The 14,489-nt window shown below is 72.4% G+C and carries 12 protein-coding genes and 2 tRNA genes; 5 read left to right on the forward strand and 9 right to left on the reverse strand.

Annotated elements, in window-relative coordinates; translation table 11 throughout:
* Positions 1–65: 65 nt before the first annotated feature.
* Complete coding sequence (locus tag OG470_RS01745; protein ID WP_328420077.1) at positions 66–1,397, forward strand: ABC transporter substrate-binding protein; 1,332 nt, start codon at positions 66–68, stop codon at positions 1,395–1,397.
* Positions 1,398–1,464: 67 nt separating this feature from the next.
* Here the strand turns inward: OG470_RS01745 and OG470_RS01750 are convergent, their stop codons facing one another.
* The 7 genes from OG470_RS01750 to OG470_RS01780 form a co-directional block, all read right to left on the reverse strand.
* Positions 1,465–1,716, reverse strand: coding sequence for a hypothetical protein (locus OG470_RS01750; protein WP_328420078.1), 252 nt, complete (start codon positions 1,714–1,716; stop codon positions 1,465–1,467).
* A 136-nt stretch (positions 1,717–1,852) separates the two neighbouring features.
* A tRNA-Met gene (locus OG470_RS01755) sits at positions 1,853–1,929 on the reverse strand.
* 179 nt (positions 1,930–2,108) lie between these two features.
* A tRNA-Met gene (locus OG470_RS01760) sits at positions 2,109–2,185 on the reverse strand.
* Between the two features lie 88 nt (positions 2,186–2,273).
* Positions 2,274–3,212, reverse strand: a complete 939-nt coding sequence (locus OG470_RS01765) for a hypothetical protein (RefSeq protein WP_328420079.1) — start codon at positions 3,210–3,212, stop codon at positions 2,274–2,276.
* A complete protein-coding gene (locus OG470_RS01770) occupies positions 3,202–3,711 on the reverse strand; it encodes an RNA polymerase sigma factor (RefSeq protein WP_328420080.1) in 510 nt (169 codons plus the stop codon). The genes OG470_RS01765 and OG470_RS01770 overlap by 11 nt, the downstream gene beginning before the upstream one ends.
* 187 nt (positions 3,712–3,898) lie before the next feature.
* The gene (locus OG470_RS01775; protein ID WP_328420081.1) at positions 3,899–6,898 is read right to left on the reverse strand and encodes a UPF0182 family membrane protein; all 3,000 of its coding nucleotides are present in this window, start codon (positions 6,896–6,898) and stop codon (positions 3,899–3,901) included.
* Positions 6,899–6,995: 97 nt separating this feature from the next.
* Positions 6,996–8,009: a YlbL family protein gene (locus tag OG470_RS01780; protein ID WP_328420082.1), complete on the reverse strand. Its 1,014-nt coding sequence runs from the start codon at positions 8,007–8,009 to the stop codon at positions 6,996–6,998.
* 114 nt (positions 8,010–8,123) lie between these two features.
* Between OG470_RS01780 and OG470_RS01785 the strand changes: the two genes are divergently transcribed.
* Positions 8,124–9,431: a zinc-dependent metalloprotease gene (locus tag OG470_RS01785; RefSeq protein WP_328420083.1), complete on the forward strand. Its 1,308-nt coding sequence runs from the start codon at positions 8,124–8,126 to the stop codon at positions 9,429–9,431.
* Between the two features lie 79 nt (positions 9,432–9,510).
* Here OG470_RS01785 and OG470_RS01790 read toward each other — a convergent pair whose 3' ends face one another.
* Both OG470_RS01790 and OG470_RS01795 read right to left on the reverse strand, forming a co-directional pair.
* Complete coding sequence (locus OG470_RS01790) at positions 9,511–10,119, reverse strand: hypothetical protein (RefSeq protein ID WP_328420085.1); 609 nt, start codon at positions 10,117–10,119, stop codon at positions 9,511–9,513.
* Between the two features lie 237 nt (positions 10,120–10,356).
* Entirely contained in the window at positions 10,357–10,887 is a 531-nt protein-coding gene (locus OG470_RS01795) for a M48 metallopeptidase family protein (RefSeq protein WP_328420088.1), read from the reverse strand.
* 513 nt (positions 10,888–11,400) lie between these two features.
* On the opposite strand from OG470_RS01795, the gene OG470_RS01800 reads away from it, so the two are divergent.
* The 3 genes from OG470_RS01800 to OG470_RS01810 all read left to right on the forward strand — a co-directional run bounded on the left by OG470_RS01800 (position 11,401) and on the right by OG470_RS01810 (position 14,264).
* The gene (locus OG470_RS01800) at positions 11,401–11,571 is read left to right on the forward strand and encodes a DUF5679 domain-containing protein (protein WP_167457767.1); all 171 of its coding nucleotides are present in this window, start codon (positions 11,401–11,403) and stop codon (positions 11,569–11,571) included.
* 238 nt (positions 11,572–11,809) lie between these two features.
* Positions 11,810–12,907 (forward strand): TOMM precursor leader peptide-binding protein, encoded by a 1,098-nt coding sequence (locus OG470_RS01805; protein ID WP_328420090.1) that lies wholly within the window; start codon positions 11,810–11,812, stop codon positions 12,905–12,907.
* 10 nt (positions 12,908–12,917) lie between these two features.
* The gene (locus OG470_RS01810; protein ID WP_328420092.1) at positions 12,918–14,264 is read left to right on the forward strand and encodes an ABC1 kinase family protein; all 1,347 of its coding nucleotides are present in this window, start codon (positions 12,918–12,920) and stop codon (positions 14,262–14,264) included.
* The last annotated feature ends 225 nt before the right edge of the window (positions 14,265–14,489 follow it).

Consider the following 14,489-nt stretch of genomic DNA (forward strand, 5'->3'; position numbering starts at 1 on the left):
TTGACACCTCCCCGCGCCTCCTGCGTGAATGGTCCGACCGCCGCCCGCAGGTGCCTGGAGACCCCGTGCCCTTTGTTCGACCCCCGATCGACCGCTTCGGCGCCGACCCGGGCCGGCGCCGAGTGCTCACCGCGCTGCTCGGTGCCCCCCTGCTGGCCTCCGGCGGCCTCGCCGGATGCAGCGACGGCACCGCGACCTCGACCGAGGAGGGGCCGGTCGAGCTGTCGGTCTTCTGGTGGGGAGGGACGAAGCGGGCCGAGCTCACCGAGAAGGTGCTGCGGCTCTACTCGGAACGCAACCCCCGGGTCACCTTCCGGGTCACCTGGCAGGGCGCCGACGGCTACTACGACCGGCTGGCCACCCAGGCGGCCGGCGGCAACGTGCCGGACCTGATCCAGCTCGACGACGCCATGCTGACCGAGTACGCCGAACGCCAGATCGTCCTCGACCTGAGCGAGCGGGTGGCCGACCACCGGTTGGACCTGCGGGGCCTGCCGGAGGGCCTGATCCGCTACGGCGCCGTGGAGGGGCGGACGATGGCCGTCGCCGGTGGGCAGACCCTCGCGGCGGTGGTGTTCAACCGGGACCTGCTCCGGGAGCTCCGGGTGCCGGAGCCGCGCGCCGGGATGTCCTGGGCTGACTACATCTCCTGGGCGGAGCAGGTCACCGACGCCAGCGACGGCCGGGTGGCCGGCACCGCGGACCCGTCCGGCGACTACCGGGCACTCTGGCTCTGGCTGCGCTCTCAGGGTGGCGAGTTCTACCGGGGGCGCCAGCTCGGCTTCGGCGCGGACGAGCTGATCGCCTGGTTCGAGCTGTGGCAGCGGGCTCGCGCCGGGCGGGCCACGCCGGGCGCGGCGCTGGTCGAGCAGGCCGACAGCGGGGAGCCGGCCCGGCAACTGGTGGTCACCGGGTTGACCGCCGCGTCCTTCGCCTGGTCCCACCAGCTACCGGAGCTGCAGCGGCTCACCGAGGCCGAGCTTGGGGTGATCGGCGTCCCGGGGCCACCTGGTGCACAGTGGGCGCGGGCCTCGATGTACTGGGCCGGGTTCCACGGCACCCGTCACCCGGACACCGTCATCGACGTGATCGACTTCCTGACCACGAACGGCGAGGCCGGCACCGTCCTCGGCCACGAACGTGGCCTCAACGCCAGTCTCGCCGTCCGCCGGTACACCGAGGGCAGCATCACCGACCCGGCCCAGCAGCGCGCCGCCGCGTTCGGTGCCAGCATCGCCGACCAGCTCGGGCCGGCGCCGGCGCCACCGCCGAAGGGGCACGCCAAGGTGCGTACCCTGCTGGTCGCCGCCGCGGAGAGCATTCGCGCCGGACGGGCCGGCACCCGCGCGGCCACCTCCCGTTTCGTCGCCCAGGCCAACGCCGCCCTGGCGGCGTGACCGCTGGCCGGTGGCCCGCCGCCGGTAGCCGGTAGCCCCGACGTCGGGCACGGCGCGAACGACCGGGTCAGCGCGGCGGCCCACCCCGACGGCTGCGCGTCAGCCGCAGCAGCAGGAACACGACGATCGCCACCACCACCAGGCAGCAGAGCAGGCCGAGGAAACCGAAGCCGCCGCCGCGGGACCGCCGCCGGGCGGCCTCGACCACCAGCTCCCCGGTACCCGTGGACGCCCAGGCCGCGACGGGCACGAAGACCGCCAGCACGACCGCACCGAGGACCGCGCTGAGCCGGCCCCACCACTTGCTGAATGAAGACATGCGCCCATCCTCGCCGAAGGACGCAACCTCGGCATGTTGGTCCACGCCGAATCGCGGGACGGAGACCGCGCGGACCGGACTGGGCCGAACATGCGGAACGGCCCCCGAGGACTTGATCCTCGAGGGCCGTTCGTCGTGGTAGCGGGGACAGGATTTGAACCTGCGACCTCTGGGTTATGAGCCCAGCGAGCTACCGAGCTGCTCCACCCCGCGTCGACTGGTTAACCTTAACCCATCCGTTCTGGCGATGATCAGCGGGGCCGGCATCCGCCCCGGAGGCCGGCGGAGCGGCCACATCAGGCGGGCCGGCGGCCGGTCGGCGACGGCCGGTCGAGCCGGCTGGGAGATGCGAAACGACCCCCGAGGATCAGATCCTCGAGGGCCGTTCGTCGTGGTAGCGGGGACAGGATTTGAACCTGCGACCTCTGGGTTATGAGCCCAGCGAGCTACCGAGCTGCTCCACCCCGCGTCGGTTCGATAACCGTAGCGCACCGACCCGGGGCACCGCAAAGCGACCCCGATACCGCCGCCGCCCACCACGTTGACCTGGGCTTCCGTCAGTCGAGCCAGTTCTCGATCGCCGCCACCGCCCGCCGGCTGTCGGCATCGACCTGGGCACGCTCGGCCGCCGTGTCCTCCCAGCCCTGTTCCCAGAGCACCGTCACCACGTTGTCGATCCGGACCGCCCGAACCAACCGGACCTCGTCCCCGCCCGGGTCGCCTCTGCCCTCCGGGTACGGCGCCCGCATCTCGAACAGCACCGACTCGTCCCCGTACCTCCCCGAGTCCAGCAGCCGCTGCCGCCAGGTCCTGGTGTCGTCGGGCAACCTCTGCTCGGGGCAGTCGCGGACGGCCTGCCGCAGCTCCCGCAGCGCATCGTCGGCGCGGCCCGCCCGGTAGATGGTGATGGTGTGCCGGTAACTGCCCGCTGGCACGTACCCCGGCGGGGTTTCCGGCCGCTTGTAGGCCAGGTACCGACCGCGGCGCTGCACCACGGCGGAGTCGCTGGGATAGCGGGCCGCGCAGAGCACCGGCAGCGCTGGCCCGTCCACCTGCGACTCCAGGCCCGTCTGGTTCGCAGCAGCCAGGACGAAGAAGGCACGGTCCGGGATCGAGGTGGGCCGCGGGGGCGTCGCCGTACCGGTTGTCGGGGCCGACGGCGTGGCGCTCGGCGTGCTGCGAGGCGGCGTCGGGGACGGCGGCGTCGGGGACCGGGACGGCGGCGCGGACGGGGACGGGCGGGGAGCCGGCCCGCTCGGCAGCGGGCCGGGGGTGTCGGCGGGCGGCGGCAGCGGCGCGGGGCCGTCCGCCGGAAATGCCACCCGTCCCCCGGCGGCCACCCCGCCGAGCAGCAGAGCCACCGCGAGCGCGGTGCCGGCCATCCGGACCCGGGCCCGCCGGTCGGCGCGCCGCCGGACCAGCTCCGGGTGGGTCAGCTCCTGGCCGTCGGCCACAGCGGTGAGCGACCGGTACAGGTCGGAGAGTTCAGCTGACATCGTTCGCCTCCAGCTCCACCGCGGAGAGGTCGGGCAGCAGCGCGGCCAGCCGGCACCGGCCCCGGGACAGCCAGGACTTCACGGTGCCGACCGGGACCTCGCTCTCCCGGGCGATCTCCTCCACGGACATGTCGAAGAGGTAGTGCAGGGCCAGCGCCTGCCGCTGGGCGGCCGGCAGTTGGCGGAGCGCGTGGACCAGCAGCACCCCGTCCTCACTCGGTGGCGGGGCTGCCGGCGGGGGGCCGGTACGGCTCAGCACCGCCCGCCAGCGGTGCAGGTGGCGCCAGCGATCGGTCGCCAGCCGGGCCACCACCAGCCGCAGCCACGCCTCGGGCGCCGGATGCGCCACCAGCCGCCCCCAGTGCCGCCAGGCCCGGGCGAACGCCTCCTGCACGAGATCCTGCGCCTCGGTGTGGTCGCCGGTGACCGCGTAGCCGTACCGCAACATCCGCCGGGCGGTGCTGCGGTAGAAGTCGTCGAAGCTCTGCGCGTCCCTCACGACTGCCCCCCTCGTCCGCACCCCGTTGCAGTGAGGACGGCGAACCGGTGCCGCAGGTTGCGGGCCGGCCGGACCCTGTCGGAGAGGCGACAACGGGACCGGCTGCGGGTACGGCGGAGCCCCCGGCGTCAGGACCGGATGGGTCCGACGCCGAGGGCTCCGAAAAGGGTGCTCCGGGTAGTGCGGGTCAGCCGGTCGGGCTGACGCTCGGCGCCGGACCACCGGTGGGCGTACCGGCCGGGTTGGCCGCCTGCTGCGCCTGCTGGAAGGCGGTGAGCGCCTCGTCCAGCGCCTTCAGCGCGCGACCGTACCGCTCGAAGTCACCGGAGGTCTGCGCGGCGCGGACCTCGGTGATGGCGGCCTGCACCCGATCCGCAGCGGTGGCCAGCTCGCCGGTCGGCGGCGGAGTGCCGGTGCCGGCGCTCGGCGTCGGTGTCGGCGTCTGCGTCGGTGCCGGCGTCGGTGTCGTCGGGTTGCCACCGGTGGTCGGGGGTGGCGGCGCGCCCTGTCCGGCCCGCTTGCCCTGGTCGACCAGTTGCTTGATGCCGTCGTTGATGTTGTCGGCGAGCGCCACGAACGAGCCGCCGTCGCCGTACGAGAGCAGCACCTTCTGCAACAGCGGGTACGCGTCCTGCTGGTTGCTCTTCACGTAGACCGGCTCGACGTAGAGCATGCCGTCGGCGAACGGCAGCGAGAGCAGGTTGCCGTACTGCACCTGCGCCTGGTTGCTGGAGAGCAGGTTGAGCTGCTGGCGGATGTTGGCGTTGTTCGTCATCTGCTGGTGCACCTGCACCGGGCCGGAGATCCGGGTCTGGTCCGGTAGCTCCAGCACCTCCAGCCGGGGCTTCCCGTCGACGTACGACCCGGAGATCAGCGCGGCGAGGTTCTGCCGGCCGTTCGGGGTGACCGCGGAGGTGAGCTGGAACCGCGGGCCCTCCTGCCCCGGGAACTGCGTGAACAGGTAGTACGGGGGCTGCTTCTGGCCGCTGTCCGGCGCGTCCGGCACGTTCGGTACCTGCCAGAAGTCCTGCGCGGAGTAGAAGTCGCCCGGGTTGGTCACGTGGAACTTGGTGAGCAGGTTGCGCTGCACCTTGAACATGTCCGCCGGGTAGCGCAGGTGCTCGGTCAGCTCGACCGGGATCTCTTCCTTCGGCAGCACCAGGTCACCGCCGAACGCCTTGTTCCACGCCTTGAGCACCGGATCGGTGTCGTCGTACTCGTAGAGCTTCACGGTGCCGTCGTACGCGTCGACCGTGGCCTTCACCGAGTTGCGCATGTAGTTGACGTTCTCCCGGGCCAGCTGGAAGGTGCCCCGGTTGGTCAACTCGTCGGTGGTTTCGGTCTGCAGGTTGACCCGCTCGGCGTACGGGTAGGTCGCCGCCGTCGTGTAGCCGTCGACGATCCACTGCACGCGGCCGTCGACCACCGCCGGGTACGGGTCGCCGTCCAGGGTGAGGAACGGCGCGACCTTCTCCACCCGGTCCCGCGGGTTGCGCACGTAGAGCAGCTTGGAGTCCTTGTTGACCGCCTCGGAGAGCAGGAAGTTCGACTCCTGCTCCTTGATGGCGTACAGCAGCCGCCGCGGGAAGGAACCGATCTCCACGCCGCCCTCACCGGTGTAGGTGTAGGACTCGCCGCCACCCTCACCGACCGGCCGGTCGAACTCGGCCTTCTTGTTCGGGTCGGCCTGGCCGACGATCGCGTAGTCGTCGGCGGCCATCCGCTCGCCGTAGTAGATGCGCGGCTGCTTCGCCGGGATCTGCTCGGTCTGCGAGGAGCACGCCTCCTGGGCCTTCTCGCCGAGGAAGCCGGAGACGAAGAACGGCTGCCCGCCGCAGACCACCTGGTTGGCCGGGGCGGCCACCAGCCCGTACCCGTGGGTGTAGACGGTGTGCCGGTTGATCCAGGTGTTCTGCTGGTCGGTCAGCTCGCCGTAGTTGATCTCCCGGACGCCGACCACGTAGTCGGAGGTCTTGCCGTTCACCCCGTACCGGTCGATGTCCAGCTTGGGGCCGAAGTCGTAGAAGCCACGCACCTGCTGGAGCTGGGTGTACGTCTCGCTGACCAGCTGCGGGTCGAGCAGCCGCACGTTCGACACCACCGAGGTGTCGGTGGCCAGGTTGGCCGGCGGGGTGAGGTTGCTCGCCGCGTACGGGGTGGTCTCGGTGGCCGCCAGCCCGAACGCCGCCCGGGTCGCGTCGATGCTGCGCTGGATGTACGGCGCTTCCTTGTCCTTGGCGCTCGGCTTGACCTCGAAGGTCTGCACCGCCCAGGGATAGATGCCGCCGATGGCCACCGCGGAGACGCCGAGCAGGGCCAGCGAGATGCCCGGCCAGACCAGGTTCCGCATCCAGGCGTTGGAGAACACGATGATCGCGATCGCCACGACGATGGAGATGTAGGCCAGGATCTCCTTCGCCGGCAGCAACGCGTTGACATCGGCGTAGCCGGCGCCGTACAGCTTGGCGCCCTCGTTGTACTCCAGCAGCATCGCGCGCCGGTCCAGCACGTACGCAATTGCCTTGAGCAGCACGAAGACCGCGACCAGGCTGCTCAGATGGGCCCGGGCCGCGTTGCTCATCCGGTCCCCGACGCCCTGGAGGCGGACGCCGCCGAAGAGGTAGTGCACCGCCAGCGCGCCGATCACGGCCAGCACCACGGCGGTGAAGGCGACCCCGAGCAGGTACCGCCAGAACGGCAACTGGAAGACGTAGAAGCCGATGTCCACGCCGAACTCCGGGTCCTTGATCCCGAAGTCGCCGCCGTTGCGGAAGAGCAGCCACTGGTTCCACCGGCTCTGCGCGGAGAGACCGGCGAAGAGCCCCACCACGGCGGCGGTCAGCGCGATCCAGGTGCCGAGGCGCGGGCTGAGCGCCATCCGGTAGCGCTCCAGGGTCGCCTGCTCGACCGAGTGCGGACGCAGCCGCGGGCGCAGCCGGTGGGCCAGCCACAGGTTGCCGCCGACAATCAGCGCCATGCCTAGGCCGACGGCGAGGAAGAGCAGCAGCCGGGTGACCAGCACACCGGTGAAGACCTCGGTGTAGCGGACCTCGTCGAACCAGAGCCAGTCCGTCCACGCCTGAACACCCCACCCGAGCAGGGTGAAGAGCACGAACACCCCGACCAGGACGGCGATGGTGACGCGTCCGCGCCGGCTCATCCTCGGAAGGGGGCTGCTGCTACGCATTACCACTGTTGGCTCCGCACGCTCGAATATGATCGGCTCCGACCAGGCACCCAGAGTACGGGGTGTTCCTGAACGTGGCGGGGCACGGTCACACGAGTCAGCAGCGGGTCGGCTGGCCCCCCGCGCGCAGCGTCTCCAGCGCGGTCAATGCTTCGTCCAATGAGCCCACCCGCAGCAGCGGCAGATCGGGCTGTGGATTGCGGACCGCCTCGGCGCAGTTGTCGGCCGGTACCAGGAATGCCTTGGCCCCGGCGCGCTTCGCGCCGACCAGTTTCTGGGCGATCCCGCCGATCGGGCCGACCGCGCCCTCGTCGTCGATGGTGCCCGTGCCGGCGATGACCTTGCCGCCGGTGAGGTCGGCCGGGGTCAGCTTGTCGATGATGCCCAGGGCGAACATCAGGCCGGCGCTCGGCCCGCCGATGTCCTCCAGGTCGATGTCGAGCGTGAACGGGTGCGGCTGCTGCTGGTCGATCTCGACGCCGATCCGCGGCCGGCCGTCCTGCTCGCGACTGGTCACCGTCGCGGTGGCCGGCACACCGTCACGGGTGTAGCCGATGGCCAGGGCCGTGCCGGCCGGCTTGGCCCGGATCAGCTCGGTGAGCTTCGTGGCCACCGGCACCGGCTGGCCGTCGACCGAGGTGACCACGTCGCCGACCTTGAGCTCCCCGGCGGACGGGCCGTCCGCGGCCACCGTCTTGACCACTACCTGCACCGGGAAGCCCAGTTCGCGCAGTGCCGCGGTCTCAGCGCTGGTCTCCGACGCCTGGAAGTCCTCGGCGTTGCGCTGCTCGACCTGCTCAGTCGACTCCCCCGGCGGGTAGACCAGCTCCCGCGGCACCACCGCCTCGTCGTCGGAGAACCAGCCGGCGATCGCCGCCCGGAGCCGCACCGTGGGCTGCACCCCCACCGTGGTCAGCCGGAGCTGGCCGGCGGAGGTCGACGTCTCCCGCCCGGAGATCTGGATGATTTCCTTGCCGCCGGCCGTGCCGAGGGTGTTGACCGTCGGGCCCGGGCCGAGCACCACGTACGGGATCGGCACCCGGAGCACCCCGATGCTCAGCAGGGCGGTGAACAGGGCACCGAGCAGGACCGTCAGGCCACGACGTCTCATGCGGCAGAGAGTACCGACCGCCCGGAGCGCGGCTGCCGGATGCGCGCACGACTTCGCCCTCAGCGCAACGCCAGCGGCGGCGACCTGGGGCGCGGCGCGCGTACCGTAGACGTCGTGCCTGATATTCCGTTCGGTTTCGCGCTCCCGGGTGGGCAACCACCAGACCCCAACGATCCCGCGCAGATGCAGCAGTTCATGTCGCAGTTGCAGCACCTGCTCTCCGCGCCGGGCAGCGGGCCGGTCAACTGGGACCTGGCCCGGCAGGTGGCGGCCAGCCAGCTGGCGGCTGCCGGCGACCCGGCGGTGTCGCCGTACGAGCGCAACGCGGTCGAGGAGGCCCTGCGCCTCGCTGACCTGTGGCTCGAACCCGCCTCGGCGTGGCCCTCCGGCATCCAGTCCCCGGTGGCGTGGAACCGGAACGAGTGGATCTTCAAGACGCTCGACGTCTGGCGCAAGCTCTGCGACCCGGTGGCCAGCCGGATGGTCGGCGCGATGGGCGACCTGGTGCCGCCGGAGGCCCGCGCCCAGCTCGGCCCAATGCAGTCGATGGTGGCCACCCTCGGTGGCGCGCTCTTCGGCGGCCAGTTGGGTCAGGCGCTCGGCTCGCTCGCCGCGGAGGTGCTCTCCGCCGGTGACATCGGGCTACCGCTCGGCCCGGCGGGCACGGCCGCGCTGATCCCGGCCAACATCCGGGCGTACGGCGAGGGCCTGGAGCTTCCCGAGGACGAGGTACGCCTCTACGTGGCGCTGCGCGAGGCCGCCCACCAGCGGCTGTTCCAGCACGTCCCGTGGTTGCGCGGGCACGTGCTCAGCGCGGTCGAGATGTACGCCGCGGGCATCCGGGTCAACCGGGAGGCGATCGAGGAGGCGATGGGCCGGGTCGACCCGACCGACCCGGAGTCGATGCAGGCGATCGCCCTGGAGGGCATCTTCACGCCGGAGGACAGCCCGGCCCAGAAGGCCTCGCTGGCCCGGCTGGAGACCGCGCTGGCCCTGGTCGAGGGCTGGGTGTGCCACGTGGTGGACAGCGCCGCCAGCGACCGACTGCCCAACGTCGTCCGACTGGGTGAGGCGTTCCGCCGTCGCCGGGCCGCCGGCGGTCCCGCCGAGCAGACCTTCGCCGCGCTGGTCGGCCTGGAGCTGCGCCCGCGCCGGCTGCGCGAGGCGGCGGCGCTCTGGGCCGCGCTCACCGAGCACCGCGGCATCGCCGGTCGGGACGCCGTGTGGGGCCACCCGGACCTGCTCCCGTCGGACGACGACTTCGCCGACCCGGTCGCGTTCGCGATGAACGACATGGACCTGAGCGAGTTGGACAACTTCGACTTCACCGCGCCCGGCGGGGTGGAGGAGAAGGCCCCGGGCCAGCCTGACGACACCGACACCGACACCGACGGCGACACCGACGGCGACGCCAAGCCCTGACGACGGCCATTGGGTGCCCGCAGATCACCGCGGGCACCCGGCACCGGGCTTCTCGCGGCCGGTCAGGCTGGTTGACCGGTCAGGCAGGGCGGCCCGAGCCCGAGAGTAGGGCGCGGGTGGCCTCCCAGCCCTCGAAGGCCGGGTCCAGGGTGGCCAGGTCGGCCGGGCCGCGCAGCCGGCGCCAGCCGGCGGTGACCGCCACGTCCTGTGGTCGAGGGGCACCGGCCCGCGCGTCGGCCGGGCTCGCGGTCTCCAGATCCAGCGGAGGCAGCCAACCCGGCACAGGCAGCCGTACGGCCACCCCGAGCAGGCCCGGGCCGCCGCCCTCCACCGGAGCGACCGCCACCGGTCGGGTGGTGAGCGGGCGCAGCAGCTTGCCGACGGTCAGCGCGGGCAGGTCGGGTACGTCGCCGGCGAGCACCGCCGCCTGGTCGTAGCCCTCCAGCGCGGCGAACACCGCGTTCGGCGTCGGCTCGGGCACCTCGTACACGGCGGTGCCGGGCCAGACCAGCGCGTCCGCCAGAGCACGGTCGGCCGGGGTCACCGCGACCGCGACCTCCACCTCGTTGAGCGTGGCGAACAGGTCGACGACGTCCTCGGCGAGCGCCGCGCGCCAGTCCTCCCGGTCAACGCCGGGCGGCGACCAGTGCACCGGCCCCAGCAACGCCACCACCACCCGCCGCGCCATCCCCCGACCCTAGCGCCCCCGACGCGGCGCGGCGCGGCCCGGCGCGGCCCGGCGCGGCCCGGCGCGGCCCGGCGCGGCCCGGCGCGGCCCGGCGCGGCCCTCCCCCCATGATCGACTCCATATCGGCGATGGTGGGGTGTCCTGGAGCGCGGACAGCGCGATATCGCGGACATGGAGTCGATCTAGGGCGCCGGAGGCCAGCCAGCCCATCAGGGCGGGGCGATCAGGGCGGGGGGGTCAGGTGGGGAGCGGGGCGCAGGAGGCGGCGGCGACGCCTTCGAGGTAGCCGCGGGCTCGTTCCGCCTTGGGGTAGCGGCCGACCAGCGCCCAGAACCGGGCGTTGTGGCTGGGCACGATGAGATGGGCAAGCTCGTGCAGCAGCACGTAGTCGATGACCCACTCGGGCATGTCCTGCACCCGATGGGAGATCCGGATGCTGCGGTCGGCGGGGGTGCAGGAGCCCCACCGGCCGTTCTGGTTGGTGACCCACCGGACGCTCGCCGGCACCGCCTTCGCGCCGTACCCGACGAGGTAGAGATCGATCAGCCGGGTGGCCCGGGCCAACAATTCGTCGTCGGAGCGGGCCAGCCGACCCTCCCTGGCCGCGAGCCGGGCCAGCATCCGGTCGACCCACTCGCTCTCCTCGGCCCGGGAGAACTGGTCCGGGATGAGGACGACGACCCGCTCACCGTCACGGTACGCAGACACCGTACGTCGTCGGCGCTGGCTGCGCCGCACCTCGACGACCGGCTTGCGCGTCCCCGCCATCACTGGCCCGCGCAGCCTCGGCTACGTGTCACGAAGGAAAGCTAATGCGTACTGACCAGGGGTCCGCAAGAGTCAACCGCACGACACGCGCCCAGAAAATGGCGATTGGTCGCCCGGCGTCCCGAAAATTTCTTGGTCGGGTTGCCGCCAGGCCATCTCGTCACCCTTCGTGAACACCGATGGCGGCGCTGCGCGGCTCCCCTCCACCGTAGGTGATCACCCCCGCTCGCGCCTCCGCGGGGCCACCCGCACGGGTGGCTGAGAGGGTTTGGCCGGCGTGTCCCCGCCAAACTGACTTATCAGACCTAATTCGCCATGCACACTCTCGACGTCGACTAGCTCACAGTGTCGATGCACAGCTGACATGGAACCGCCCAGACCTGGGTAGGGTCCGCGGACCAGCGGTCACGATGGTGGCTGCGGAGTGAGACCCAGCGCCGGCGCCCCCTGTGGCCCGCCGCCGGGCACCCCGCCGGGACGGTATTGACCGGCGGACGAGACGAGGAGGGCACCGTGGCCGACCAGGCCCAGACGACCTACAACGGTTACTGCGTGAAGTGCAAGGAGAAGCGGGACTTCGAGGGGCACGTCGAGGTCTCGAAGACCGGGATGAACATGGCCAAGGGCAAGTGTCCGGTTTGCGGCACAACAGTGAACCGCATCCTCGGCAAGGCCAAGGTCTGACCCGTACGGGTGGACGGGGGCGGGGTGGCCAGCGACGGCCACCCCGCCCCCGTTGCCGTATCGGACGGTGATCACCGCAGTGCGGCCACCCGGTCATCGACGGTCTGTCGGGTGACCGACACCGTTACCGGCGGGTTGTGGATAACCCGGCAAATCCTGTGGACAGCGCTGGACAACGGCCCGGCCACCTGTGGACAACGATCGACCGAGCGCACGGACGCGGTCACGATTCGTCATCATGAGCCGTACTGCGCTGCCCCGCCCCACGCTGCTGCCCGGCCTCAGCCGGCTCTGGCGGGACCGGCACACCCTCCAGCTCGGCGTCGGCCCGGGGCCCGCCGTCCTGCTGGAGCTGGCGAACCCGCGCGCCGCCCGCCTGCTCGACCTGCTGGACGGCACCCGCAGCGAACGCGCCGTGCTGGCGCACCCAGCCGCCACCCAGGTCTCCACCGACGAGGCGTACAGCCTGCTCGACGCCCTGCGCGCGGCGGGCCTGCTGGTGCCCGCACACAATCTGCTCCCCCGCGACCTGGCCGGCCCGGTCCGGGCCCGGCTCGCCGCGGAGGCCGCTGCGCTGGCCCTGGCCGCGGCCCGGCTGCCCGGCACCCCCGCGCAGGTCCTCCGCCAGCGGCTGGCCGCCCGGGTGCTGCTCACCGGCGCCGGGGCGCTCGGTGGCTCGCTGGCGGTGGCGCTGGCGCAGTCCGGCATCGGGCAGGTGATCCCGCATCTCACCGGCCCGGTACGCCCCGTCGACCTGGTCGGCACCGGCATCCCCGCCAGCGAGCTGGGCCAGCCGTTGGCACCGGCGGTACGGGCCGCGGTCAACCGCGTCGCGCCGGGGACCGGCACCCACCCGGGCCGGCCGACCCGCTTCGACCTGGTGATCCAGCTCGGCACGGACCGTCCGCCCGCGCTGCTCGCCGCCGGTCTCGCCCAGCGCCGCCAGCCGCACCTGCTGGTCACCGTGCGCGAGGGCGTACCGGTCATCGGGCCGCTGGTCCGCCCGCCCGCCGGGCCCTGCCTGCACTGCGTCGAGCTGCACCGGGCCGACCGCGACCCGGCCTGGCCACGGCTCGCCGCCCAACTCGCTGCCGCCGAGCCGATGGCGGCCGGCGCGGCCGGCACGCTCCTCGCGGCCACCGGGTACGCGCTGGCCGAAGCGCTGGCGCAGCTCGACGGCGGCAGTCCGGAGACGCTCGGCGGTGCCATGGAGATCATCGGCGCCGGCCGCTTCCGCCGCCGGGGCTGGCCGCCACATCCCGCGTGCGGGTGCTCGCGGAGCGGGCGTGGGCACCAGCCCAGCCGCAGAGCAGCAACGGAGCCCTCCGGTCGGTAACAATGACCGTGTGACCGACATCCCGCGCCGGGCCGTGTCCCGGACCGCCAAGCTCGCCGCTCTGCCGCTCGGCTTCGCCGGTCGGACCGTCCTCGGCATGGGTAAGCGCGTCACCGGGCTCGCCTCCGACGTGATCTCCGCGGAGATCCAGCAGCGCACCGCCGAGCAGCTGTTCAGCGTGTTGGGCCAGCTCAAGGGCGGCGCGATGAAGTTCGGCCAGGCGCTGTCGGTCTTCGAGGCGGCCCTGCCGGAGGAGATCGCCGCCCCCTACCGCCAGGCCCTGACCAAGCTCCAGGAGGCCGCACCGCCACTCCCCGTCGCCAGCGTGCACAAGGTGCTGACCGAGCAGCTCGGCCCGGACTGGCGGGACCGGTTCGTCGAGTTCAACGACACCCCGGCCGCAGCGGCCAGCATCGGGCAGGTGCACCGGGCGCGGTGGCGCGAGCCGGGGTACGGCCCGGCGGGCGAACCGAACAGCCGCGACGTGGCAGTCAAGATCCAGTACCCGGGCGCCGGTGACGCGCTGCTCGCCGACCTCAAGCAGCTCTCCCGGCTGGGCGGGATGTTCCGGGCCATCCAGCCCGGCCTGGACGTCAAGCCGCTCCTGGCTGAGCTGCGCGAGCGGATCACCGAGGAGCTGGACTACGAGCTGGAGGCCGAGTCGCAGCGCACCTTCGCCGCCGCGTACGCCGACGACCCGGAGATCTACATCCCGGCGGTGGTCTCCACGTCGCCCCGGGTGCTGGTCACCGAGTGGGTGACGGGCACACCGCTGGCCGACATCATCCGGGAAGGCACCGAGGAGCGGCGGGACGAGGCTGGCCGGCTGATGGCCACCCTGCACCTCTCCGCGCCGCAGCGGGCCGGCCTTCTGCACGCCGACCCGCACCCGGGCAACTTCCGGCTGCTGCCCGACGGCCGGCTCGGGGTGATCGACTTCGGTGCGGTGGCTCGGATGCCCGAGGGCACACCGGAGCCGATCGGTCGCATCGCCGCGCTGGCCCTGCGCAGCGACGCCGACGGGGTCGTGGCCGGGCTGCGGTCAGAGGGGTTCATCAGCCCCACGGCGGAGATCGACGCCGAGGGGGTGCTCGACTTCCTCCGGCCGATGCTGGAGCCCATCGCCGCCGACGGGTTCCGCTTCACCCGGGCGTGGCTGCGGGCCGAGGCGGCCCGACTGGCAAGCCCCCGCTCCCCCACCTACCAGCTGAGCCGGCAGCTCAACCTGCCGCCGTCGTACCTGCTCATCCACCGGGTGACGCTCGGGTCGATCGGGGTGCTCTGCCAGTTGGAGGCGAAGGCCCCGTACCGGAGCATCCTGGAGCGCTGGCTGCCGGGCTTCGCCCCCGTCGCCTGAACACACCGTCGACGCCAGGAAGGGCGGGTGCCGGTGGCACCCGCCCTTCTGCGTGGGGTGGTACTAGAGAACGCCCAGGTCGCGCGCCGACTGGTTACGGCTGTTCATGGCGACGGTACGGGCGGATCGGGTTGCCTCAGTGCTCGTGGTGGTACGACCGGCCTGAGGCCGGCGCATTCGAGCCCGGGACAACGCTTCGTGGAGTAGTTGCATCTCAAAGGCTCC

Source organism: Micromonospora sp. NBC_00389 (assembly GCF_036059255.1).
In the GTDB taxonomy this organism is placed as follows: domain Bacteria; phylum Actinomycetota; class Actinomycetes; order Mycobacteriales; family Micromonosporaceae; genus Micromonospora.